20 protein-coding genes are annotated in these 24,782 nt (G+C 60.5%); 9 read left to right on the top strand and 11 right to left on the bottom strand.

Annotation, left to right across the window (positions count from 1 at the left end):
- Positions 1-98: 98 nt before the first annotated feature.
- Positions 99-743 carry a hydrolase gene (locus AC3WTM_RS23790; RefSeq protein WP_008018228.1) on the bottom strand — a complete coding sequence of 215 codons (645 nt, stop codon included), beginning with the start codon at positions 741-743 and terminating at the stop codon, positions 99-101.
- Between the two features lie 158 nt (positions 744-901).
- Between AC3WTM_RS23790 and AC3WTM_RS23785 the strand changes: the two genes are divergently transcribed.
- A complete protein-coding gene (locus tag AC3WTM_RS23785) occupies positions 902-1,789 on the top strand; it encodes a LysR family transcriptional regulator (RefSeq protein ID WP_102671253.1) in 888 nt (295 codons plus the stop codon).
- Positions 1,790-1,844: 55 nt separating this feature from the next.
- On the opposite strand, the gene AC3WTM_RS23780 is transcribed toward AC3WTM_RS23785, so the two are convergent.
- The 3 genes from AC3WTM_RS23780 to AC3WTM_RS23770 all read right to left on the bottom strand — a co-directional run bounded on the left by AC3WTM_RS23780 (position 1,845) and on the right by AC3WTM_RS23770 (position 4,142).
- Positions 1,845-2,711 (bottom strand): carboxylate/amino acid/amine transporter, encoded by an 867-nt coding sequence (locus tag AC3WTM_RS23780; protein WP_102671254.1) that lies wholly within the window; start codon positions 2,709-2,711, stop codon positions 1,845-1,847.
- Positions 2,712-3,063: 352 nt separating this feature from the next.
- Positions 3,064-3,663: an FMN-dependent NADH-azoreductase gene (locus AC3WTM_RS23775; protein WP_102671255.1), complete on the bottom strand. Its 600-nt coding sequence runs from the start codon at positions 3,661-3,663 to the stop codon at positions 3,064-3,066.
- 164 nt (positions 3,664-3,827) lie between these two features.
- Positions 3,828-4,142: a 3-phosphoglycerate kinase gene (locus tag AC3WTM_RS23770; RefSeq protein ID WP_102671256.1), complete on the bottom strand. Its 315-nt coding sequence runs from the start codon at positions 4,140-4,142 to the stop codon at positions 3,828-3,830.
- Between the two features lie 49 nt (positions 4,143-4,191).
- On the opposite strand from AC3WTM_RS23770, the gene AC3WTM_RS23765 reads away from it, so the two are divergent.
- The 6 genes from AC3WTM_RS23765 (at position 4,192) to aqpZ (ending at position 9,437) form a co-directional block, all read left to right on the top strand.
- A complete protein-coding gene (locus tag AC3WTM_RS23765; protein WP_095058943.1) occupies positions 4,192-5,115 on the top strand; it encodes a PA3225 family LysR-type transcriptional regulator in 924 nt (307 codons plus the stop codon).
- A 14-nt stretch (positions 5,116-5,129) separates the two neighbouring features.
- A complete protein-coding gene (locus AC3WTM_RS23760) occupies positions 5,130-5,933 on the top strand; it encodes an alpha/beta fold hydrolase (protein ID WP_102671257.1) in 804 nt (267 codons plus the stop codon).
- A gap of 3 nt (positions 5,934-5,936) precedes the next feature.
- Positions 5,937-6,500: a peptidylprolyl isomerase gene (locus AC3WTM_RS23755; protein WP_102671258.1), complete on the top strand. Its 564-nt coding sequence runs from the start codon at positions 5,937-5,939 to the stop codon at positions 6,498-6,500.
- Positions 6,501-6,594: 94 nt separating this feature from the next.
- Positions 6,595-8,427, top strand: coding sequence for an ABC transporter ATP-binding protein (locus tag AC3WTM_RS23750; RefSeq protein ID WP_102671259.1), 1,833 nt, complete (start codon positions 6,595-6,597; stop codon positions 8,425-8,427).
- 36 nt (positions 8,428-8,463) lie between these two features.
- Complete coding sequence (locus tag AC3WTM_RS23745; protein WP_146023715.1) at positions 8,464-8,718, top strand: hypothetical protein; 255 nt, start codon at positions 8,464-8,466, stop codon at positions 8,716-8,718.
- A gap of 20 nt (positions 8,719-8,738) precedes the next feature.
- Entirely contained in the window at positions 8,739-9,437 is a 699-nt protein-coding gene (gene aqpZ / locus AC3WTM_RS23740) for an aquaporin Z (RefSeq protein WP_102671261.1), read from the top strand.
- Between the two features lie 11 nt (positions 9,438-9,448).
- Here aqpZ and AC3WTM_RS23735 read toward each other — a convergent pair whose 3' ends face one another.
- Entirely contained in the window at positions 9,449-10,573 is a 1,125-nt protein-coding gene (locus tag AC3WTM_RS23735) for a GNAT family N-acetyltransferase (protein WP_102671303.1), read from the bottom strand.
- Positions 10,574-10,854: 281 nt separating this feature from the next.
- Here AC3WTM_RS23735 and AC3WTM_RS23730 point away from each other — a divergent pair, with 281 nt between their 5' ends.
- On the top strand, positions 10,855-12,186 hold the full coding sequence (locus AC3WTM_RS23730; protein ID WP_102671262.1) for a putative porin: 1,332 nt from the start codon (positions 10,855-10,857) through the stop codon (positions 12,184-12,186).
- A 175-nt stretch (positions 12,187-12,361) separates the two neighbouring features.
- Here AC3WTM_RS23730 and AC3WTM_RS23725 read toward each other — a convergent pair whose 3' ends face one another.
- From AC3WTM_RS23725 to aceK, 3 genes are all read right to left on the bottom strand, one after another.
- Positions 12,362-13,483, bottom strand: a complete 1,122-nt coding sequence (locus AC3WTM_RS23725; RefSeq protein WP_057715981.1) for a beta-ketoacyl-ACP synthase III — start codon at positions 13,481-13,483, stop codon at positions 12,362-12,364.
- Between the two features lie 321 nt (positions 13,484-13,804).
- Positions 13,805-17,716, bottom strand: a complete 3,912-nt coding sequence (gene hrpA, locus AC3WTM_RS23720; RefSeq protein WP_102671263.1) for an ATP-dependent RNA helicase HrpA — start codon at positions 17,714-17,716, stop codon at positions 13,805-13,807.
- Between the two features lie 178 nt (positions 17,717-17,894).
- Entirely contained in the window at positions 17,895-19,613 is a 1,719-nt protein-coding gene (gene aceK, locus AC3WTM_RS23715) for a bifunctional isocitrate dehydrogenase kinase/phosphatase (RefSeq protein WP_102671264.1), read from the bottom strand.
- Positions 19,614-19,772: 159 nt separating this feature from the next.
- Between aceK and AC3WTM_RS23710 the strand changes: the two genes are divergently transcribed.
- Positions 19,773-20,681, top strand: coding sequence for a DMT family transporter (locus AC3WTM_RS23710; protein ID WP_102671265.1), 909 nt, complete (start codon positions 19,773-19,775; stop codon positions 20,679-20,681).
- Positions 20,682-20,820: 139 nt separating this feature from the next.
- On the opposite strand, the gene AC3WTM_RS23705 is transcribed toward AC3WTM_RS23710, so the two are convergent.
- The 3 genes from AC3WTM_RS23705 to AC3WTM_RS23695 all read right to left on the bottom strand — a co-directional run bounded on the left by AC3WTM_RS23705 (position 20,821) and on the right by AC3WTM_RS23695 (position 24,699).
- A complete protein-coding gene (locus tag AC3WTM_RS23705) occupies positions 20,821-22,401 on the bottom strand; it encodes an aldehyde dehydrogenase (NADP(+)) (protein ID WP_102671266.1) in 1,581 nt (526 codons plus the stop codon).
- Positions 22,402-22,475: 74 nt separating this feature from the next.
- The gene (gene araD1, locus AC3WTM_RS23700; protein WP_102671267.1) at positions 22,476-23,471 is read right to left on the bottom strand and encodes an AraD1 family protein; all 996 of its coding nucleotides are present in this window, start codon (positions 23,469-23,471) and stop codon (positions 22,476-22,478) included.
- Between the two features lie 52 nt (positions 23,472-23,523).
- Positions 23,524-24,699: an L-rhamnonate dehydratase gene (locus tag AC3WTM_RS23695; protein WP_007972458.1), complete on the bottom strand. Its 1,176-nt coding sequence runs from the start codon at positions 24,697-24,699 to the stop codon at positions 23,524-23,526.
- Between the last annotated feature and the right edge of the window lie 83 nt (positions 24,700-24,782).

Raw genomic sequence — 24,782 nt, 5'->3', positions numbered from 1 at the left:
GATGAGGGCGTGTCAGTCAACATATGTGTCGTCTGACAGTCCGCAATCGCGAGCAAGCTCGCTCCCACAGGGGTTACATCGTTTTCAGAATTTTCGGGTTACTTTACCTGCCGTTGCGGTGCCTTGTGCACCATGGTGTAGGCGTAATCCACACCCATCCCGTACGCGCCGCTGTGCTCCAGCACCAGTTCCATCACGGCCTCGTAAGTATCCTTGTGCGCCCAGTCACGCTGGTATTCGAGCAACACTTGTTGCCAGGTCACCGGTACCGCGCCTGCCTGAATCATCCGTTGCACCGACATGTCGTGGGCTTCCTTGCTGGTGCCGCCGGAGGCGTCGGTGACGATGTACACCTCGTAGCCTTCAGCCAGGGCTTCCAGTGCCGGGAAGGTCAGGCAGACCTCGGTCCACAGCGCGGCAATGATCAGCTTCTTGCGACCGGTGGCCTTCACTGCGTCGACCAATGCCTTGTCTTCCCAGGAGTTCATCGACGTGCGCTCGATCGGCTTTTGATCCGGGTGCACAGCCAGCAATTCGGGCCAGATGTAACCGCTGAAGCTTTCGGTTTCGACCGAGGTGTAAATGGTCGGCACGTTGAAGATCTTCGCCGCCTTGGCCAGGCCCACGGTGTTGTTCTTCAGGGTCTGGCGATCGATGGACTGAACGCCGAATGCCATTTGCGGCTGATGGTCGATCAGGATCAGGGCGGAATTGGTTGGGTTGAGCAGTTCACGAATAGACATGGCGCGTTCCTTTTGATGTCGATACTTCGAATGGGTCAGGGGTTGGTCGACGTTGCCTTCTGCGGCGTTGTTGTCGGCTTGGATGTCACTTTAGGGGCTGGCGATAAAAGGGACAATCACCTAAAATCGAGAATAATTGATTCTAAAATAGGGACAAAATGGATCGCATCGAATGCATGCGTGCCTTCGTCGTCACGGTTGGCGAGAACGGCTTCGCCGCCGCCGCCCGGGCCATGGACGTGCCGCGCTCGAAAGTCAGCAAACAGATTCAGGCGCTGGAAGAAGCCATCGGTGTGCAGTTGCTGCAACGCACCACCCGCAGCCTGCACCTGACCGAGGCCGGAGCCGAATATTTCGATGCAGCACGGGAGGTGTTGGCGGCACTGGACGAGGCCGAGCAACGCGCCCGTGACGGCATCGGCGAGTTACGCGGTGTGTTACGGGTCAATGCGCCGATGTCGTTCGGTCTTCGGCGACTGGGGCCGTTGATTCCGCTGTTTCATGAGCAGAACCCGAACATCGAACTGCAACTGGTGCTCAGCGACCAGCAAGTCGATCCCGTGCGGGGTGGGTTTGACGTGACCATCCGCATCGCCAGCATGCCCGACTCGACGATGATTGCCCGGCAACTGGCACCCGCGCCGCGCATCATGGTGGCATCCCCTGCTTATCTTGAGCGCGCGGGCGTCCCGCAGACTCCGCAGGACCTGCGCGCCCATCAATGCCTGAACTACGGGTATCTGCAGAGCGGTGTCAGCCTGCAACTGTGCAATGGCAAAGAAACCCAGCGGGTGAACGTCACCGGCCCACTGCACGCCAACAATGGCGACCTGCTCGCACAGGCCGCCGAAGCTGGCATGGGCATCGCCCTGCTGCCCGACTTCATCGTCGAGGATGCGCTGGCGGCCGGGCGACTGGTGCCAGTGTTGTGTGAATGGCAGGCTCCGGCGATCACCATCAATGCGGTGTATTCGTCGGCACGGCGGGTGCCGCAGAAGACCCGGGCGTTTATCGGGTTTCTGGTGGATCAATTGGCGCCGAAGTGATTTTTTGAAATCACACAATGTCCTGTAGGAGCGAGCAACCTCGCTCCTACAGGGTTTAGTGAACGGCCAAAGGCTTGCGTATACCCAACCGACTGATCCACACCGCCAGCAATATCACCGAACCGCCGAGCAACAACCGCCCCAGTTCTTCATGCTGGTTCCAGATCAGCAGGTTGATCAGCAACCCCACCGGCACATGCAGGTTGTTCATCACCGCCAGGGTCCCGCCGTTGACCAGGCACGCCCCCTTGTTCCACCAGTAGAGCCCCAAAGCGGTCGAGACCAGGCCGAGGAACAGCAGCACGCCCCATTGCAACGGTGCTTCGGGCAGGAAGTTCTGTTTGCCGAACAATAGGAACGCCGGTAGCGCCACGGCTAGTGCGCCGAGGTAGAAGAAGCCGAAACGCCGGTAATGCGGCAGATAGCTCGGGTGGCGCGCGACCAGATGTTTATAGAGCACCTGCCCGGCGGCGTAGGTGAAGTTGGCCAGTTGCAGCAACATGAACCCCATGAAGAAGTCCGGGTTGATCCGGTCAAAGCGGATCACGGCCGCCCCCGCCACCGCCACCAGTGCCGCGACCAGGGCCCAGGGATTGAAGCGACGGTTCAGTGCATCTTCAATCAGGGTCACGTGCAGCGGCGTGAGGATGGTGAACAGCAACACTTCCGGCACCGTCAGTACGCGAAAGCTCAGGTACAGGCAGACGTAGGTCACGCCGAACTGCAACGCGCCGATCAATAGCATGCCACGCATGAATGCCGGCTCTACCGAGCGCCAGCGGGTCAGCGGGATGAACACCAGCCCTGCCAGCAGCACTCGTACCAAGACTGCAAAATAACTGTCGACATGACCGGCCAGGTATTCGCCGATCAAACTGAAGGAAAACGCCTGGATCAGCGTGACAAAAAGTAGATAGCCCATGCTCGCCTCATTTCGAATGGCGGCGACGATAACGGGTTTTGCTTTGAATCGCGATCCCCGAAAGCTGTCGGAAAACACGTAAAACCCTGTGGGAGCGAGCTTGCTCGCGATGACTGAGTGCCAGTCGACAACACCTTGTCTGACACACCCAATCGCGAGCAAGCTCGCTCCCACAGGGTTTTGTAGGTGTTCGTCAGATCGCAGGCAAAAAAAAGCCCGATCTCGCTAAAGCGTTCAATCGGGCCAGAGCACTCAGGAGCAACAAGTGCGAAGGGAGGTTCGATGCGCGTACAGGCTTGAAGGGTTGCGCCAAGTCACTAGACCATCCAGCGATTATCTGGCGATTAACTGGTCAAGCCACTTGCGAAAGCTTGGCGTTCGCCTGGTTCAGGCCTTTCTCCTGGAAGTCACCGCCCAGGTTCATGCCTTCGGCGTGGATGAACGTCACGTCGTGGATGCCGATGAAACCCATGACCTGACGCAGGTACGGTTCCTGGTGATCGGCAGTGCTACCGGCATAGATGCCGCCGCGGGCCGTCAACACATACGCACGCTTGCCGCTGAGCAGGCCTTGCGGACCGGTTTCGGTGTACTTGAAGGTCACGCCGGCACGCAGTACATGGTCGAGCCAGGCTTTCAGGGTGCTGGGGATCGCAAAGTTGTACATCGGCGCGGCCATGACCAGCACATCGGCGGCGAGCAATTCGTCGGTCAATTGGTTGGAACGTTCCAGGGACGCCTGTTCGATGTCGCTGCGCTGCTCGGCGGATTTCATCCAGCCACCCAGCAGGTTGATGTCCAGGTGCGGCACCGGCTTGACGGCCAGGTCCCGGACGGTGATCTGGTCATTGGGGTGAGCGGTTTTCCACTGGCTGATGAAGGTCTGGGTCAGTTGACGGGAAACCGAGTCTTGCTGACGGGCACTGCTTTCGATGATCAGAACGCGGGACATGGGATGTAGCCTCCATCTGAGAATGCTGTAGGTCGATGGAGTGAAGGTTAAACAGAGTCATATCGATGAAAAAGCGCAAATAACTGCTATAACCCATCAAGAAATTCGTTTATAAGCAAGCCATGCTCCTGTGGAAGCGAGCCTGCTCCCACAGGGGATTGAGTTCATTTCGGGGTGCAGGTCAGCTCGATGCGCAATTTGATGATGTTGCGGCTGAATTTGGCCGTGGCGTTTTTGTGTTTGCCGGCCGGTACATCGAGCTTGCGAGTGCGGGGGGCTTCCGGGCCATTGCTGAAAACCGCCTTGCAGCTCGCATCGACGTCGCCGTAGTTGGCGACCCGGATGGAGCCGATATCGCTATCGGTGTCGAAGGTTTCGTAGTCGATCTTCATTCCGTTGAGGTTCTTCTGCACATCAATCGGATAAGCAAACGCCGTCAACGGCAGCAGCGCCAGCAGCACACAACAGAATTTTTTCATTCAGCAGCCTCCAATAAGGGCTGCCAGCTTAGGACAAGAGGAGCTCAACATGAAAGCGCCCCGCGTGACCCTTGATCAATGGCGAACACTGCAGGCCGTGGTCGATCACGGTGGTTTCGCCCAGGCCGCCGAGGCGCTGCATCGCTCGCAATCGTCAGTCAGCTACACCGTGGCCCGCATGCAGGATCAACTGGGCGTGCCGTTGCTGCGCATCGACGGACGCAAAGCCGTGCTGACCGAAGCCGGTGGCGTGCTGTTGCGCCGCTCCCGGCAACTGGTGAAACAGGCCAGTCAACTTGAAGACCTGGCCCATCACATGGAGCAGGGTTGGGAAGCCGAAGTGCGCCTGGTGGTCGATGCCGCCTACCCAAGCGCCCGCCTCGTCCGCGCCTTGACCGCGTTCATGCCGCAAAGCCGTGGCTGTCGGGTGCGCCTGCGTGAGGAAGTGCTGTCGGGGGTGGAGGAAGTCCTGCTCGAAGGCGTGGCCGACCTGGCCATCACGGGTTTCAGTATTCCCGGTTACCTGGGCGCGGAATTGAGTGACGTCGAGTTCGTCGCGGTCGCCCACCCGGAGCATCCCCTGCACCGCCTCAACCGCGAACTGAACTTTCAGGACCTGGAAAGCCAGATGCAAGTGGTGATCCGCGACTCGGGCCGCCAGCAACCACGGGACGTCGGCTGGCTCGGTGCCGAACAACGCTGGACCGTCGGCAGCCTGGCCACCGCCGCGACCTTCGTCAGCAGCGGCCTGGGGTTTGCCTGGCTGCCCAGGCACATGATCGAACGGGAACTCAAGGAAGGTACGCTCAAGCTGCTACCGTTGGATCAGGGCGGCAGCCGTAACCCGAGCTTTTACCTGTACTCGAACAAGGACAAACCGCTGGGGCCGGCCACGCAGATCCTCATCGAACTGCTGCGTACGTTTGACACCGCACCACTGGACGCACCGTTCGCCGCCCCCGAACAAGCCTGACACGGAGTGTATGCATGGCCTATTTCGAACACGAAGGTTGTAACCTGCACTATGAGGAATATGGCCACGGCACGCCGCTGCTGCTGGTCCATGGCCTCGGCTCCAGCACCCTGGACTGGGAAAAACAGATCCCGGCACTCGCCACCCGCTACCGGGTGATCGTCCCGGATGTGCGTGGTCACGGCCGTTCGGACAAGCCCCGGGAGCGCTACAGCATTGCCGGATTCAGCGCTGACCTGATTGCACTGATCGAACACCTCAATCTCGGTCCGGCACACTATGTCGGCCTGTCCATGGGTGGCATGATCGGCTTCCAGCTGGGCGTGGATCAGCCGCAACTGCTCAAGAGCCTGTGCATCGTCAACAGCGCGCCCGAGGTCAAGTTGCGCAGCCGCGATGACTACTGGCAGTGGTTCAAGCGCTGGAGCCTGATGCACGCACTCAGCCTGCGCACCATTGGCAAGGCACTGGGCGGCAAGCTTTTCCCCAAACCCGAGCAGGCCGATTTGCGACAAAAAATGGCCGATCGCTGGGCAAAAAACGACAAACATGCTTATCTCGCCAGCTTCAATGCCATTGTCGGCTGGGGAGTCCAGGAACGACTTTCGAAGGTCACCTGTCCAACCCTCATCGTCAGCGCCGACCGGGACTACACACCGGTGGCGCTGAAGGAAAACTACGTAAAACTGCTGCCCGACGCGCGGCTGGTGGTGATTGCCGATTCACGCCACGCCACGCCGCTGGACCAGCCGGAACACTTCAACCAGACGCTGCTGGAGTTTCTGACCGCAGTCGACACCACCACTCAGGATCACTGACCCATGCTGAAAAAAATCGCCATCGCCGCAGGCACCGTCCTGTTTGCCGCCAACCTGATGGCCGCGACGCCGGAAAAAGCACCGCATGTGCTGCTGGACACCACCAACGGCCAGATCGAAATCGAACTGGACCCGGTCAAGGCCCCGATCAGTACCAAGAACTTCCTTGCGTACGTCGACAGCGGCTTCTACAACAACACGATTTTCCACCGGGTGATCCCGGGGTTCATGGCCCAGGGCGGTGGTTTCACCTCCTCGATGCAGCAGAAACCGACCAAGGACCCGATCAAGAACGAAGCCAGCAACGGCCTGCATAACGTGCGTGGCACGCTGTCGATGGCTCGCACCTCCGATCCTGACTCGGCCACCAGCCAGTTCTTCATCAACGTCAAGGACAACGATTTCCTTGATCCGGGTCGCGACGCCGGCTACGCCGTGTTCGCCAAAGTGGTCAAGGGCATGGAAGTGGTCGATATCATCGTCAACACGCCTACCACCAGCAAAAACGGTATGCGCGACGTGCCGGCCGATCCGGTGTTCATCAAGTCAGCCAAGCGCATCGACTGAGACTAAGCTGGACAAGGATGTCCGAGCCGTTGCCGGTGTTTGCCGGCAACGCTCAAAACGTTAAAAGGAGAGCCCGCTCGCGGGCGAACAACCAATGCTTTATCGCCGCTTTGAAAAACTGATCGATGTTTTCCGCGAAGCACCGACGGCGTCTCCGCCGGACCGGGTCTTCCCTTTCTACACTTATTACCTCAAGCAGGTCTGGCCGAGCTTCGCCGCCCTGTTGATCGTCGGCCTGATTGGTGCGTTGATCGAGGTGGCGTTGTTCAGCTACCTGAGCCGTATCATCGACCTGGCCCAAGGCACGCCGAACATCAATCTGTTCCAGGATCACGCCCTCGAACTGACCTGGATGGTGGTGGTTGCGCTGGTGCTGCGCCCCATCTTCGTGGGCCTGCATGACCTGCTGGTGCACCAGACCCTGAGCCCCAGCATGACCAGCATGATCCGCTGGCAGAACCACAGCTACGTGCTCAAGCAGAGCCTGAATTTTTTCCAGAACGACTTCGCCGGGCGCATCGCCCAACGCATCATGCAAACCGGCAACTCACTGCGCGATTCCGCCGTGCAGGCCGTGGATGCGTTGTGGCATGTGCTGATCTACGCCATCAGTTCCCTGGTGCTGTTCGCCGAAGCCGACTGGCGCCTGATGATCCCGCTGCTGACCTGGATCTTCGCCTTCATCGGCGCCCTCTGTTACTTCGTGCCACGGGTCAAGGATCGCTCGGTGGTGGCGTCTGATGCACGCTCCAAACTCATGGGGCGGATTGTCGACGGCTACACCAACATCACCACCCTGAAATTGTTCGCCCACACTAACTTCGAGCAGCAATACGCCCGCGAAGCGATCAAGGAACAGACCGAAAAGGCGCAACTGGCTGGCCGTGTGGTCACCAGCATGGACGTGGTCATCACCAGCATGAACGGCTTGCTGATCGTCTGCACCACCGGCCTGGCCCTGTGGTTGTGGACACAGTCGTTGATCAGCGTCGGGGCGATTGCCCTGGCCACCGGCCTGGTGATCCGCATCGTCAACATGTCCGGCTGGATCATGTGGGTGGTGACCGGAATCTTCGAGAACATCGGCATGGTGCAAGACGGTCTGCAGACCATCTCGCAACCGGTCAGCGTCACCGACCGCGACCAGGCCAAACCCCTGGCGGTGGCCCGTGGCGAAGTACGCTTCGAACAGGTGGATTTCCACTATGGCAAGCAGAGCGGGATCATCGGCGACCTCAACCTGACCATCAAGGCTGGCGAGAAAATCGGCCTCATCGGCCCTTCCGGCGCCGGCAAGTCAACCCTGGTGAACCTGCTGCTGCGCCTGTACGACGTCGAAGGCGGACGCATCCTGATCGACGGCCAGAACATCGCCGACGTCAGCCAGGAAAGCCTGCGCGAACGCATCGGCATGATCACCCAGGACACCTCGCTGCTGCACCGTTCGATCCGTGACAACCTGCTGTATGGCAAACCCGACGCCACCGACGCCCAACTCTGGGAAGCGGTGCACAAGGCCCGGGCTGACGGTTTCATTCCTTCGTTGTCGGACGCTGAAGGCCGTACCGGTTTCGACGCCCACGTCGGTGAGCGCGGGGTGAAACTCTCCGGCGGCCAGCGCCAGCGCATCGCCATCGCCCGGGTACTGCTCAAGGACGCACCGATCCTGATCATGGATGAGGCCACGTCGGCACTGGACTCGGAAGTCGAAGCGGCGATCCAGGAAAGTCTCGAGACCCTGATGCAGGGCAAGACCGTGATCGCCATCGCTCACCGGCTCTCGACCATCGCCCGGATGGACCGGCTGGTGGTGCTGGAAAACGGCAAGATCGCCGAAACCGGAACCCACGCCGAGCTGCTCGCCCATGGCGGTTTGTATGCGCGGTTGTGGCAACACCAGACCGGTGGGTTTGTCGGGATCGATTGATCCGCAGGATGGCCACATTACCCTGTAGGAGCGAGCTTGCTCGCGATGGTCGTCAACGATAATGCTGGGAGCCTGACAGCCCGCGGCGCTCTCTGGTTCATCGCGAGCAAGCTCGCTCCTACAGGGGGGCAAGTGAAGCCGAAAAAATTTAGAAAACCGCCAGGGCCCGCCAACAACGGGCCCTGGCGGCTTTTTGTGCCTGCTGGAATTCTGAAAGAACCGTGCTGTACTGACTTCAACGTTCTGGAGATGGTTCTGCAGTCCATCGGCTGGATGCTAAAGGCAGCATAATCTCGAAAGGGCACTCTCTTATGTCTCTGTTAAAACGTTCGGCGACTGAGTTGGTAGGTACGTTCTGGCTGGTGTTGGGTGGTTGCGGTAGCGCAGTGTTGGCGGCGGCTTTTCCGGAGGTGGGGATCGGTCTGCTCGGGGTGTCCTTCGCGTTTGGCCTGACAGTGCTGACCATGGCTTTCGCCATCGGCCATATTTCCGGCTGTCATCTCAACCCCGCGGTATCCCTCGGCCTGGTGGTGGGTGGGCGGTTTCCGGCCAAGGAATTGCCGGCCTACATCATTGCCCAAGTCATTGGCGGTGTGATTGCCGCCGCCCTGCTGTACTTCATTGCCAGCGGCAAACCAGGTTTCGAACTGGCGGGAGGCCTGGCGTCCAACGGCTACGGCGAACACTCGCCTGGCGGCTATTCGATGGCGGCAGGGTTTGTCTGTGAACTGGTGATGACTGCGATGTTCATCCTGATCATCCTCGGCGCCACTGACAAACGTGCACCGGCAGGACTGGCCCCCATTGCCATCGGCCTGGGGCTGACGCTGATCCATCTGATCTCGATCCCGGTCACCAACACCTCAGTCAACCCGGCGCGCAGCACCGGCCCGGCGCTGATCGTCGGCGGCTGGGCGATTCAACAACTATGGATGTTCTGGGTCGCGCCGCTACTCGGTGCAGCGGTCGGTGGCGTGCTGTATCGCTGGCTGGGCAAGGAAGAAAGCTGACACGCTGAAGTTCAGCCTTGTCGATAAGGCAAGGCTGACTTCGCATCCTCTGCATAAGCCAGCACCCCCAGCCGCTCCTGCTCCAGGAAGTCTTTCACCGCAGCTTTCAATCCCGAATGCCGCAAGTAGTGCCAGGAATGCGTAATGACTGGCTCGAATCCGCGAATCAGTTTGTGTTCGCCCTGGGCTCCGGCGTCGAAACGCTGGAAACCGTTGGCAATGGCATAGTCCATGCCCTGGTAGAAACAGGTCTCGAAATGCAGGCGATCGAACTCTATCAGGCATCCCCAGTAACGGCCATAAAAACTGTCGCCCCCCACCAGACTGAACGCCATCGCCACCGGCCGTGAACCCTGTTTGGCCAGTACCACGCGAATCGACTCCGGCATGCGCTCGGCCACCAGGCTAAAAAACTCCCGCGTCAGATACGGCGCTTGTCGGCGCACCGCGTACGTATTGGCGTAGCAGGCATAGACGAAATCCCATTGCGCCTGACTCAGTTCCCGCCCCTCTAGCCATTCGAACTCGAAGCCCTGACCGGCTACCTGCTCGCGCTCCTTTCGCATCTGTTTGCGCTTGCGCGAACTAAGCACGTCGAGGAAGTCCTGGAAGTCCCGGTAGCCGCGATTCTGCCAGTGGTATTGACAGCCAACGCGCTGCAGCCAGCCCGGTTGCTCGCTCAATGCCGCGTCGGTGAACGGATCGGTGAAATTGATGTGGGCACTGGAGAGCCCTTCAAGCTCCAGGTAGCCCGGCAGGCTTTTCAACAACTCGAAGCCGTCTTCGACCGTGGCCGCCAACAGCCGCGGCCCGGTGACCGGACTGAACGGCACCGCGCTCAACAGCTTGGGGTAGTAGTCGATGCCGGCACGTTCACAGGCATCGGCCCAGGCGTGATCGAACACGTACTCGCCATAGGAATGCCACTTGCGATAACCTGGCAACGCGGCGATCAGTCGATCCCCTTCGACGTGCAATAAATGCTCGGGCTGCCAGCCGGTATGGGGTCCGACGCTACCGCTGTCTTCCAGAGCGCTCAAAAAGGCGTGACGCAGAAAAGGTTGAGTCTCGGGCACCAGTGCGTCCCACGTCTGCGGGGCGATTTCTGACAGTTTTTGCAGGCGTTGCAACGGCATCACCATCCTCACTCTTCATGGCGTGAAAGCCCCGCGAGTATCGCCTATCGCTCTGCAATGCACACGAGCAAAACGACGGCAGCGCTCTAACTCAATAGTTCACGGCAGCTTTGTATCGTCATCGACATGACATCACATTGCCACCGCCCTGTAATAAACCATCGCGATACTGGCGCCTGTTTTTAGAGCGTCGGGTTATACCCGGCCACTGTTTTCCGCCCCCTTATGGTCGGTTGTGTCCCGGATGGCTCTGTCATCCCCTCTCATCTTCGGAGATTGATATGCGTCTTGCTTCCACGAAAACTGCGGCGGCCTTGTGCGGTGGCCTGTTGCTGGCCATGAGTGTTCCAGCCAGTGCCGCAGTCGACGCCAAACTGCTCGACATGCTCAAGGCTAACGGCTCGATCACCAGCGCGCAGTACAGCGAACTGCAAGCCGAGCTGGCCAGGGATCAGAAAGAACAGCAGATCGCCCGTCAGGCTCAGCAAGAGACCAACGAGCAAATCGCGGCCACCGCGAAGAAAACCGACACACTGAGCGCTTTCGACCAGAAACTGGCCTGGGCTGCCAAGACCCAGTTCAAGGGCGACGTGCGCTTCCGTCAGGAAACCGTGCACAACGATGGCGTATCCAACAACAAAGACCAGGACCGTCAGCGCATTCGTGCCCGCCTGGGCGCCTACACCGAAATCAACCCGCAAGTCGACACCGGTATCCGTATCGCCACCGGCAACAACGACGACGCTCGATCCACCAACCAGAGCCTGGACAACTACTTCGACAAGAAGCAGATCTGGCTGGACCAGGGTTACATCGACTACCACCCGGATGCGATCAAGAACCTGCACCTGGTTGGCGGCAAGATGCCGCAACAATGGGTGAGCATGGGCGACATCATCTGGGATAGCGACATCAGCCCGGAAGGTCTGGCCGTTACCTACAAGTACCCGCTGAGCGGCAGCACCGAACTGTTCGGTAGCGCCGGTCACTACACCCTCAAGGACAACGTCGACGGTGAAGGCGTGCAGTTCAAGCACGACCTGCGCCTGTATGCCGGCCAGTTGGGCGGTCGCTTCGCCATCACCGACAGTATGAAAATGACCTTGGGCGGCAGTCTCTACGCCTACGACAACGATGACAGCAGCGCCTGTCCTACCAGCGGCACCGTCACCACGCCGTGCGCACTGGCCGTCAACGGCAACAGCCCAGGCGAGCAGTTCAAACTGTACGAAGGCTTTGGTCAGCTGGACTTCAGCAACCTCCCAGTTCCGCTGTCGATCTACGGTCAATACGTCAACAACGCCGATGCCAGCAACGACCAGGACACTGGCTGGTTGGCCGGTGTGAAGTCCAAGCTCTACGGCTTCAACGTGGACTACAACTACCGCGACGTACAGCGTAACGCCGTGGTGGGTGCCTTCACCGACTCCGACTTCGCCAACGGCTTCACCGGTTCGCGCGGCAGCAAGCTGAAAGTGAGCTACGACCTGGACAAGAACTTTGCCCTGGGCGCGACCTACTTCATGGCGACCTCGGACCAGACCAACGCCAACATCAAGAAAACCGATTCGGACATCAACACCCTGCAACTGGATGCCGAAGCCAAGTTCTGATTCACCCTGCTACACGACTTGGGCAAGGAAGCCCGGGACGCTTTTACAGCCTGTCGTTGTTATCTCGGTCCCCATCATCCTCCGATATAACAACGCCAGGCTGTTTCTATTTTCTCGTTGTACTTGCGCAAAAAAAATCGCAGCCATTGGCTGCGATTCCTTTACGCGAACAATTTCAGCGCTTGCGCAGCAATACGCTACCAATCGAATAACCGGCACCGAACGAGCTGAGCACGGCCAGCGAACCGGCGGCCAGATCGTCCTGGTTCTTGTGGAACGCAATCACCGAACCGGCGGAACTGGTGTTGGCGTAGGTGTCGAGAATCACCGGGGCTTCCTGTTCGGTGGCGTCGCGGCCCAGCAGTTTCTTGACGATCAGGTGGTTCATGCTGAGGTTGGCCTGGTGCAGCCAGAAGCGCTTCACGTCACTGACGTTGAGCTGGTTCTCCTGCAGATGCTCACCGATCAGCTCGGCAACCAACGGGCAGACTTCCTTGAACACCTTGCGGCCTTCCTGCACGAACAGCTTGTCCTTGGCACCGATGCCCTCCTCCGCCGCGCGGTTGAGGAAGCCGAAGTTGTTGCGGATGTTGTTGGAGAACTTGGTGAGCAGCTTGGTGCTGACGATGTCGAACTGGTACTTGGACGTCGCCAGGTCAGCACGCTCGATGATCACCGCGGTGGCAGCGTCACCGAAGATGAAGTGGCTGTCGCGGTCACGGAAGTTCAGGTGGCCGGTGCAGACTTCAGGGTTGACCATCAGGACCGCCCGAGCCTGGCCCAGTTGCACGCTGTTGGCGGCGGTCTGGATACCGAAGGTCGCCGAGGAACACGCCACGTTCATGTCGAAACCAAAACCCTGGATGCCCAGCGCTTCCTGGACTTCGATGGCTATGGCTGGATAGGCGCGCTGCAGATTGGAACAGGCGACGATCACGCCGTCGATATCCGCAGCGGTCTTGCCGGCGCGCTGCAAGGCTTGTTCGGCCGCGCCGATGGCCATCTGGCACAGCACCGACCACTCGTCGTTGGAGCGCTCCGGCAGGCGCGGGGCCATGCGCTGCGGGTCGAGGATGCCATCCTTGTCCATGACAAAGCGGCTCTTGATGCCCGAGGCTTTTTCGATGAACGCGGCGCTGGATTCGGTCAATGCCTCCACTTCACCGCGCGCAATGGCATCGGCGTTGTCGGCGTTGAATTGCGCGACGTAAGTATTGAAAGACTGCACCAGCTCTTCGTTGGAAATGCTATTGGCCGGGGTGTACAGGCCGGTGCCGCTGATGACGACGTTATGCATGGTCGTGTCTCTAATCTGTTCAGGCAGAAAGTATTGGCACCGTCGTACCAACACGTAAAGGGTCTATTCCCGTCCGGGGGACGCAAACCTGGCATCGCTTTATTCCTGCTCGCAACCGGTCGAAGGCTCTAGGTCGCGAAACTGGCGTTTATGGCCGCGAAGTTTGCCATAAACCTCGGGTTTTGGCGCCTTTTGCGAGAGTAACGCAATACTTGTAGGAGCGAGCTCGCTCGCGATGGACTAGGGAACTCCGTGGGGTGTCAGGTTCCCAGCGTTATCGTTGACGACCATCGCGAGCAAGCTCGCTCCTACAGGAGTGTGTCAGGGCTCTACCTGACTCCACTGCTTGTTCAGCCGCTTGTCGGAGATCGGCACCTTGGTTCCCAGTTGCTGGGCAAACAACGAAACCCGGTATTCCTCCAGCCACCAGCGATACAACTCCAGCTGCGGATCGCGTTTGCCTTCCTGGGCGTGTTTGCTGGCGCGGGTCTGGTATTGCGTCCACAGGCCGCTCAGTTCGCCGCTCCAGACCCGGTCGCGCTGCACCTGGGCACCGATTTTTTCAAAGCGCTGTTCGATCGCCTTGAGGTAACGCGGTAACTCCTTGAGCCACTGCATCGGCGTTTCCCGGACAAATCCCGGATAGACCAGGTAGCTGAGCTGCTGCTTGATGTCGTTCAGGGCCACGGCTTGGGCGAGATCAATCTTGCCCTTGAAGCGCTTTTGCAGGCCATGCCAGAGCTTGAGGATTTCCAGGGTCAGCTTCGCCACACGTTCGGCGTGCTCGGTCCAGGCGCCACGCTTGCGCTCGGCCAGGGACGCCAGAGCGGCGCCGTCACGGGGCAGCGGGTCTTCGCCCTCAAGAATGCAGCTGTCGAGACTGGCCAGCAGAATGTCTTCCACCAGCGCATCGACGCGCCCCATGTCGCGGTACAGCAGGCCCAGCTCGGTCAGGCCCGGCAACTTGCCGCGCAGGAACTTCGCAGGCTCAGCCAGTTGCTGCATCAGCAAGCGTTGCAGGGCACGGCGATGCTGGAACTCGGCTTCGGCCGGGGTGGAGAAACGCCCTTCCTTGACCGTCCCGGCTTCCTCCACCAGCGCCGGGTAGACCGTCATCGATAGCCCGGCGATCTTCTGTTGGGTTTTCTCGGCCACGGCGGCGAACACTTTCGGCTCTACCGGCTGCTGGCTTTTCGCGGTCTGCGGCACCGCCAACGCTGCCTGGCTGGCCTCGGCGAAACGCGCGGTGAGCTCGGCCAGATCGCGACCTTCGCCGAGGAACTTGCCCTGGGCGTCGACGATTTCCAGGTTCATCCGCAGATGACTTTCGACCTGCTGCGCGGCCTCGCTCCAGGCTTCGTCGCTGACCCGCGCACCGGTCATGCGCAGCAGTTCGCGACCCAAGGCCTGAGGCAGCGAGCCCTCGGCAAAGGTCATGCGCTGCAAGGCCGCCTTGACGAAGTCCGGCACCGGTACGAAATTCTTGCGCAAGGCCTTGGGCAGGTTGCGCACCAGGGCAATGCACTTGGCTTCGATGACGCCCGGCACCAACCATTCCAGGCGTTCCGGTGGCAGCATCGGCAACAGCGGTGCCGGCACGCGCAGGGTCACGCCGTCGCGCGGGTGATTCGGTTCGAAGTGGTAGCTGAGGGCTAATTCCAGATCGCCGATATGCAGCGTATCCGGGTAATGCTGGGCGGTGACTTCACTGGCTTCGCGGGCCAGCACGTCTTCTTCGCGCATGATCAGCAGCTGCGGGTCTTTCTGGCTGTTGATCCGGTACCAGCTGTCGAAGGTCGCGGTCTGATGGATCTCCGCCGGCAGCCGTGCGTCGTAGAAGGCATACAGGGTTTCTTCGTCGGCGAGAATATCGCGACGGCGGGCCTTGGCTTCCAGTTCGTCGAGTTGTTCCAGCAGCTGTTTGTTGGCGGTCAGGCACTTGGCTTTCGACTGGATCTCGCCGCGCACCAGTGCTTCGCGGATAAACAACTCGCGTGAAACCACCGGATCCACCGGGCCGTAATGCACCGGCCTGCGCCCGACCACGATCAACCCGAACAGGGTGATCTGCTCGAACGCCACGACCTGACCGCGCTTCTTCTCCCAGTGGGGCTCGAAGTGGTTCTTCTTGATCAAGTGCCCGGCCAGCGGCTCGATCCAGTCGGCATCGATCTTGGCGACCATACGCGCGTAGAGCTTGGTGGTTTCCACCAGTTCGGCGGTCATCAACCATTGCGGGCGTTTTTTGCCGATTCCCGACGACGGGTGAATCCAGAAGCGCCGCTGACGGGCGCCAAGGTAATCGCCCTCTTCGGTTTTCTGGCCGATCTGGCTCAGCAACCCCACCAGCACCGCTTTGTGCAGTTTCGGATAGTCCGCCGGCTCTTTATTGAGGCTCAGCTGCATGTCGCGGCAAATCAGGCTCAATTGGCGATGGGAGTCGCGCCACTCGCGCAGGCGCAGGTAATTGAGGAAATTCTTGCGGCACCAGTTACGCAGCGGACTGGCCGTCAGCGCCTGGCGCTGCTCTTCGAAACCACGCCATAGATTGACCAGCCCGGCGAAGTCCGAGTCGGCGTCTTTCCACTGGGCGTGGGCCTGATCCGCCGCTTGCTGACGCTCCGGCGGACGCTCGCGCGGGTCCTGGATCGACATGGCGCTGGCGACGATCAGCACTTCCTGCAGGCTGCCGAGCTTCGCCGCTTCCAGCAGCATGCGGCCCATGCGCGGGTCCACCGGCAGCCGCGCCAGTTGGCGACCGAGCGGAGTCAGCTGGCTGTTGCGGTCCACCGCCGACAGTTCTTGCAGCAGGTTGTAACCGTCGCTGATGGCCTTGCCATCCGGTGGTTCGATGAACGGGAATGCGGTGACCTCGCCGAGGCGCAGATGCAGCATCTGCAAGATGACCGCCGCGAGGTTGGTGCGCAGGATTTCCGGATCGGTAAATTCCGGACGTCCGAGGAAGTCTTCCTCGCTGTAGAGGCGGATGCAGATACCCGGTTCGACCCGCCCGCATCGTCCTTTACGTTGGTTGGCGCTGGCTTGGGAAACCGCTTCAATCGGCAGGCGCTGGACCTTGGCGCGGTAGCTGTAGCGGCTGATGCGCGCGGTGCCACTGTCGATCACGTAGCGAATGCCCGGCACGGTCAGCGAGGTTTCCGCGACGTTGGTCGCCAGAACCACGCGACGGCCTGGGTGAGACTGGAAAATCCGCTGTTGCTCGGCCGGCGACAACCGCGCGTACAACGGCAGGATCTCGGTGTGCTTGAGCTGAGCCTTGCGCAGCATGTCGGCGGCGTCGCGAATCTCGCGCTCACCGGGCAGGAACACCAGCACGTCACCGGGGCTGCGGCGTTCGCTGCGCTCGTAGGCGGCGATTTCGTCGAGGGTGGCGAGGATCGCCTGATCCACCGTCAGGTCGTCCTCGACGCGGTTGCCCTCTTCGTCCTGCTCAAGCGTCAGCGGGCGATACCAGGTGTCCACCGGATAGGTGCGGCCGGATACCTCGACAATCGGCGCGTCATCGAAGTGCTTGGAGAAACGCTCCAGGTCGATGGTTGCCGAAGTGATGATGACTTTCAGGTCGGGACGGCGCGGCAGCAGTGTTTTCAGGTAGCCGAGCAGGAAGTCGATGTTGAGGCTGCGTTCGTGGGCTTCGTCGACGATGATCGTGTCGTAGCGTTCCAGATAACGATCATTCTGGGTTTCCGCCAGCAGGATGCCGTCGGTCATCAGTTTGATCAGAGTGCTGGAATCGCTCTGATCCTCGAATCGCACCTGATAGCCGACCAACGTGCCCAGCGGTGTACCGAGTTCTTCGGCGACCCGGCTGGCGACGCTGCGCGCAGCGATCCGGCGGGGCTGGGTGTGGCCGATCAGGCCGTGCTGGCCGCGGCCGATTTCCAGGCAGATCTTCGGCAGCTGGGTGGTTTTACCCGAGCCGGTCTCACCGGCGATGATCAGCACCTGATGCTTTTCCAGCGCCTTTTTGATTTCGTCGCGCTTGGCGGCGATCGGCAGGCTGTCGTCGTAACGGATCACCGGCAGGCTGGCCTTGCGCGCCAGTACCTGCTCACAGGACGCCTGCATCCGCGTCACCCACTGGCCCAGCCTGGCCTCGTCGGGTTTCTTGCGCAGCTCAAGCAACTGCCGCCGCAGCCGGTGGCGGTCGGCGAGCATGGCGTGATCGAGGTTTTTCAGCAGTTTGTCGATGGAGGGCGATTCGTCGGTCATCGGGTACGCAATTCAGTCGTCTAGTGGCGCAGGGTGGCGATTGTCGCAGATTTTACGACCGCTGCGCGGCCGATCGCGAGCAAGCTCGCTCCCACACTGGATGTATAGCGACCACAAAATCAGGGCACACTGCAGTCAAATGTGGGAGCGAGCTTGCTCGCGATGGCGTCAGTGAGAACTACTCGTTGTCCAAGCCTTTACGCCGATACGGAAACACATCAATCACCTTCCCCGCCCGAATCGCTTCCTGCAGGCTCTTCCAGTAATCGGCGTTGTACAACTCGCCATGCAACTGATCGAACAACTTGCGTTGTCCCGAATCGGCAAACAGGAACGGTGGAAACTCTTCCGGGAACACGTCCAGTGGCCCGATCGAGTACCACGGTTCGGACGCCATTTCATCTTCGGGTGTACGTGGCAGCGGGATGTGGCGGAAATTGGCCTCGGTGAGGAAGCAGATCTCGTCGTAGTCGTAGAACACCACCCGACCGTGACGGGTCACCCCGAAGTTCTTCAGCAGCATGTCGCCGGGAAAGATGTTGGCCGCCGCCAGTTGCTTGATCGCCAGCCCATAGTCTTCCAGGGCCTCGCGCACCTGCGCCTCGTTGGCGTTCTCCAGGTAGAGGTTCAGCGGGGTCATGCGGCGCTCGGTCCAGCAGTGGCGGATCAGCACCGTATCGTCTTCCACCGACACTGTGGACGGTGCGACTTCCAGCAGTTCCTCCAGACACGCCGGATCGAACTTGCTCAGGGGGAAACGGAAGTCGGCGAACTCCTGGGTATCGGCCATGCGCCCGACCCGGTCGACGCTTTTCACCAGACGGTACTTTTCGATCACCGTGGCGCGGTCGACGTTTTTCGAGGGCGAGAAACGGTCCTTGATGATTTTGAACACGGTGTTGAAACCCGGCAGGGTGAACACGCTCATGACCATGCCGCGCACGCCGGGGGCCATGATGAACTGATCGTCGGTATTGGCCAGGTGATTGATCAGTGCCCGGTAGAACTCCGACTTGCCGTGCTTGTAGAAGCCGATCGAGGTGTACAGTTCAGCAATGTGCTTGCCCGGCAGGATGCGCCGCAGAAAGCCGATGAACTCCGCCGGCACCGGCACATCCACCATGAAATACGAGCGGGTGAACGAGAAGATGATCGACACGTCTGCTTCATCGGTGATCAGCGCATCAATCTGGATGCCGCGACCCTCCAGGTGCAGTAATGGAATTGCCAGCGGCCATTGCTCGTCGGCGGTGTAGATGCGCCCCACCAGGTACGCGCCTTTATTGCGGTACAGCACCGAGGAAAACAGCTCGACGCTCAGCTCCGGATCCTTGCACACCCAATCCGGCAGGTTATCGCGCAACTGTGCTTCGAGGCGCTTCAGGTCACCGGCCAGGTCGGCGTAATCCTCACTGAAGCGGTAGTCGGCGAAGATGCTGGCGAGCATCGCCGACAATTGGCCTTGCGGCTTGTAGGTGCGGGTTTGCGCGGCCCGGGCACGGCGCAGGCTCGGCCGGGTGGTGTGGATGAACATGCAGCCGTCACTGATCAGGTCATGGCTGAACAGTCCGCAGAAGATCGAGTTGTACCAGGTCTCGGACAGTTCATCGTCGAAGCGCAGGTCGATCAGGCTGATGTAGGCGTTTTTGACCAGCGGCCAGCAGCTGACGTCCAGGGTGTCGGCGTCAAACGCGGTGCGCAGTCGCTCCACCGTTTCACCGACCTTGTCTTCATACAGATTGATCCGTGCCGCCGACGCCGTCTGCGTTTCCTGCCACTTGGCCTGTTCGAAGCGGGCCCGGGCGCCGTCGGTGATCTGGCGAAAATGCTCGCGGTAATCGTCAAAGCCATCGAGGATCAAGCGGGCGATGTCGGCGGCTGGCCATTGCTGCGGCATGTTGAGACCTCTGCGGGAATTCGGAAGGCTTGAGCTTAGCCAGTGAACCGGGTGCAGGAGAAGCGTAATTTTGCGGGTGAATTAAATGCCCGGTTTTCGGTTGCCATCGATCACACACTCAGCAACACTTTCGCCCCTCCCCCAAGGAAGGACTGCTCTGTGAACCCCGTCGATATTTTCCGTTTACTGTCCCTGGCGGCCATTTGGGGGGCCAGTTTTCTGTTCATGCGCATCATCGCCCCGGTGATCGGCAGCATTCCTACCGCTTTTTTCCGTGTATCGATCGCCGCTGCCGGACTGCTGGTGATTCTCGGCCTGATGCGCATCAGTTGGGACTTCAAGGGCAAACTCAAGACCGTGATGCTGCTCGGGGTGATCAACTCCGGAATTCCGGCGACGCTCTATTCGGTGGCTGCGCAGGTGCTACCAGCCGGTTACTCGTCGATTTTCAATGCCACGACACCCTTGATGGGCGTGCTGATCGGCGGCCTGTTTTTCCATGAAAGGCTCACTGGCGCCAAACTCGGCGGCGTGTTCCTCGGGCTGTTCGGCGTGGGCGTACTGACCCGTGCCGGTCCCGTGGCGTTCGATTTGGAACTGCTGATGGGTGCCGTCGCTTGCCTGCTCGCGACCACCTGCTATGGATTTGCGGGGTTTCTGGCCCGCCGCTGGCTCGATCAGGCCGGTGGTCTCGACAGCCGTTTGTCGGCAGTGGGCAGCATGCTTGGCGCGACGTTGTTCCTGCTGCCGCTGTTCGGCTACAGCGTGATCAGCCAACCACCCGCGACCTGGGGCGGCTGGAGTGTATGGCTCTCGTTGCTGGGGTTGGGTCTTGGATGCACGGCGTTTGCGTACATTATTTACTTCCGCCTCCTGAGCTCGATTGGCCCGGTGAAATCGATGACTACGACCTTTTTGATCCCGCTGTTCGGCGTGCTGTGGGGGGCGTTGTTTCTCGATGAGCCACTGTCGATGGCGCATATCTATGGCGGGTTGTTGATTGCACTGGCGTTGTGGTTGGTGTTGAAGCCGGCTGCGGTGAAACCGGGTTTAGTGGCTGGCCGGTAGTGTTGTGGCGTTGCGGATGACGCCTTCGCGGGCAAGCCCGCTCCCACATTTGATCAGAGTGTTCACAAATTATGCGTTCACAACAGATCCAGTGTGGGAGCGAGCTTGCTCGCGATGGCGTCAGCCCAGGCACCGACAATCACAAGGCCGAAGCACTCACCTCCCCATCCACCAACCGCCGAATCCCCAGTGGATTGCCGTTCTGCAACGCCTCGGGCAGCAATGCATCCGGATAATTCTGGAAGCACACCGGCCGCAGGAAGCGGTCGATAGCCAGGGTGCCCACCGAGGTGCCCCGCGAGTCGGATGTCGCCGGATACGGCCCGCCATGCACCATGGCCTCGCAGACTTCAACCCCGGTCGGATAGCCGTTGAGCAAGATCCGTCCGACCTTTTCTTGCAGCAATTCAGCCAGCCAGCGGTGCTCCAGTAATTCGTTCGCCTCACCAATCAGCGTCGCCGTCAATTGCCCGCGCAGGCCCTGTAACGCTGCCGCCAACTGTGCCTGGTCCTCGAGCTCAATGACGATGGTAGTGGGCCCGAACACTTCCTCCTGCAGCAACTCATCGCCCTTGAGCAACAGGCTGACATCGGCCTTGAACACCTGCGGCTGCGCCTGATTACCCTGTTGCGGCCGGCCCGCCAGGTGGGTCAGGCCCGGATGCTCGTGCAGCTCACCAAGGCCTCGACTGTAGCTGGCCAGTGCACCGGCGTTGAGCATGGTTTGCGCCGGTTGTTGGCTCATGTGAGCGCAGAATGTCTCAAGAAAAGCACTGAACTGCGGCGAGCGCACAGCAATGACCAAGCCCGGATTGGTGCAGAACTGCCCGCCGCCCAAGGTCACCGAACCGGCCAATTGCGCCGCGATCTGCTCGCCGCGCACCTTGAGGGCTTCGGGCAGCAGGAAGACCGGATTGATACTCGACATCTCGGCGAACACCGGGATCGGTTGTGGCCGGGTCGCCGCCATGTGGCTCAGGGCATTGCCGCCCTTGAGCGAACCGGTGAAGCCCACCGCCTGAATCGCCGGATGCTTGACCAGCCATTCGCCGACACCGCCACCATAAATCATGTTGAACACACCGGCCGGCATAGCGGTTTTTTCCGCCGCGCGGATGATCGCGTCAGCCACCCACTCGGCGGTTGCCATGTGCCCGCTATGGGCCTTGAACACCACCGGGCAACCGGCGGCCAGTGCCGAGGCGGTATCGCCACCGGCGGTGGAAAACGCCAGCGGGAAGTTGCTGGCACCGAACACCGCTACCGGTCCGATGGCGATGCGGTACTGGCGCAGATCCGGACGCGGCAACGGCTGACGATCCGGCAATGCCCGGTCAATGCGCGCACCATGGAAATCGCCGCGACGCAGCACCTTGGCGAACAGGCGTAACTGGCCGCTGGTGCGTCCGCGCTCCCCTTGAATACGCCCGGCCGGCAACGCGGTTTCGCGGCACACGGTGGCGATGAACTCATCACCCAGCCCGTCGATTTCATCGGCAATGGCATCGAGAAACCGGGCACGTTTTTCCACACTCAGGTTGCGATAGACCGGGTACGCCGCAGCCGCAGCCTTTACCGCTGCATCCACTTCGGCTTCGCTGGCCTGGAAGAAGGTTTGGGGCAACGGCTCGCCAGTGGTGGCGTCGAGGCTTTGCAGCTGCAGCGTACCGTTGGCACTGCGGCGACCGCCGATGTAGTTGTGTCCAGATAATGTGGTCATGAGTGATTCCTTGATCGTCTGGCTAGCCGAAGATTTGTGCGGCGCTCTTGAGTCCATCGCGAGCAAGCTCGCTCCTACAGCGTGCGCACCTGACCGATGCCAAGCGGCTGGGCGCTTTCTCCAATGCCGTTGACCAACGGCTCACCAAACTCATCGAGACTGATCTGGAAGCGATCCCCGGGTTGGGTTTTCACTCCGTCGGCAAACGACAGCGTGGCGGTGCCGAAGTAGTGCACGTGGACATCGCCGGGGCGCAGAAACTGCGCGTATTTGAAGTGGTGGAATTCCAGGTTCGCCAGGCTGTGGCACATGTTGTCTTCGCCGCTGAGAAACTCCTTTTCCCAGATCGTTTGCCCGTTACGCTTGATGCGGCTGGTGCCCACCAGATGCCTGGGCAATTCACCGACACGCAGCGCCGGACCGTAGGAGCAACTGCGCAGTTTCGAATGGGCGAGGTACAGATAATTGCGCCGCTCCATGACGTGGTCGGAGAACTCGTTGCCCAGCGCAAAACCGACACGGTATGGCTGGCCGTCGTCGCCGATTACATACAGGCCGGTCAGCTCAGGTTCTTCACCGGCATCCTCGGCAAACGGCGGCACCGGGAAATCCGCACCGGGACGCACGACGATGCTGCCGTCGCCCTTGTAGAACCACTCCGGCTGCGCACCGACCTGCCCTGCCGCCGGTTTACCGCCTTCCAACCCCCACTTGAACATGCGCATGGTGTCGGTCATGCCGGCTTCGACTTCGCCGTTGTGCTGGTGCATCTTGTCCCGGGTCGCGGCACTGCCCAGATGGGTCAGACCGGTGCCGCTGATCAGGCAGTGAGCGGGGTCTTCGTGGTCCAGCGGTGGCAGTACTTTGCCCTGCTGCAACAGCGTCGCGTAATCCGGTCCCGGTTCGGTACCGCGCAAGGCGACTTCTTCTTGCAGATTGCGTTGCGCACGAATCGCCGCCAGCGCCAGTTCACGGGTGCTGCGAGTATCGCGCACCACCAGAATCTGCGCCCCGGCGACCAGGCCGACCTGGCGCTCGCGGTCAGTGTTTTCAAATTGAATCAGGTGCATGTTGTGTCTCCGATCGGTGATCCGAACGCCGCTCGAATGCGGCATTTGAAGGTCATTCGATGATGTTGAAATCGCTCAGGTACTCATCGGAGATTTCCAGGCCCAGGCCCGGCTTGTTGTCATCCAGCTGGATGTAGCCGTTGACCGGTTGCGGCTCGCCCTTGAATACGTAGTAGAAGAGTTCGTTGCCGACCTCGACGTCGAACACCGGGAAGAACTCGGCCATCGGCGAGGCGGTGGTGGACATGGTCAGGTGATAGTTGTGCATCTGCCCGGCATGGGGGATGACCGGCACCGACCAGGCTTCGGCCATGGCGTTGATCTTGCGCGCGGCGGTGATGCCGCCGACGCGGTTGGTGTCGTACTGGATGACGTCGACGGCGCGGCGTTCCAGCAGGTCCTTGAAACCGTAGGAGGTGAACTCGTGCTCGCCGCCGGAGATCGGCATGATCCCCATCTTCTTCAGCTCGATGTAGCCTTCGATGTCGTCGGCGATTACCGGTTCTTCGAGCCAGCGCGGTTCGAATTCGGCCAGTTTCGGCAACATGCGCCGGGCATATTCCAGGGTCCAGCCCATGTAGCATTCGAGCATGATGTCGACGTCGGGACCGGCCAGCTCACGCAGGGCGCGCACTTGTTCGATGTTGCGGCGCATACCTGCCGGACCGTCTTTCGGGCCGTAGCCGAAACGCATTTTCAGCGCGGTGAAACCCTGGTTCAGATAGCCCTGGGCTTCTTCGAGGAACAGGTCGAGATTGTCGTTGGCGTAGAGCTTGGAAGCGTAGGTCCAGATCTTTTCCTTGGTGCGCCCGCCGAGCAGTTTGAACACCGGCTTGTTCACCGCTTTGCCCATGATGTCCCAGATGGCGATGTCGATCGCCGAGATCGCCGCCATGCCGATGCCCTTGCGGCCCCAGGCGTGGCTCTGGCGGTACATTTTCTGCCAGATGTATTCGTTGTCGAAGGGGTCTTCGCCGATGGCGATCGGTGCCAGGTACGTGTCGATGATTTCCTTGGCCACACGCGGCGCCAGGGCGCAGTTACCGATGCCGACGAGGCCGGTGTCGGTCTCGACTTCCACCACCAGCCAGCCGTGGAAACGGAACGACCCCATGGCGTCGCCACGTTCGAACAGGATGTCGCTTGCGTTGGTGCAGAAGTGCGCCTGGGGTGGCACGACTTTGCCTTTCCACTCGAAAACGCGGGTACGGATCGCTTTGATTTTCATGAATACAGTTCCTTGGGCTGTCGGCTTCTTGTCATTGTTGGTCGTGTGCGCAGAGCCTTTTGATGGAGGGGCTCGGGCATTCG

The sequence above is a fragment of the Pseudomonas sp. EU05-FHT14B02 genome (genome assembly GCF_058791055.1).
The sequence above is the reverse complement of the archived record's forward strand: the minus strand, read 5'-3'. Positions and strand labels throughout refer to the sequence as shown.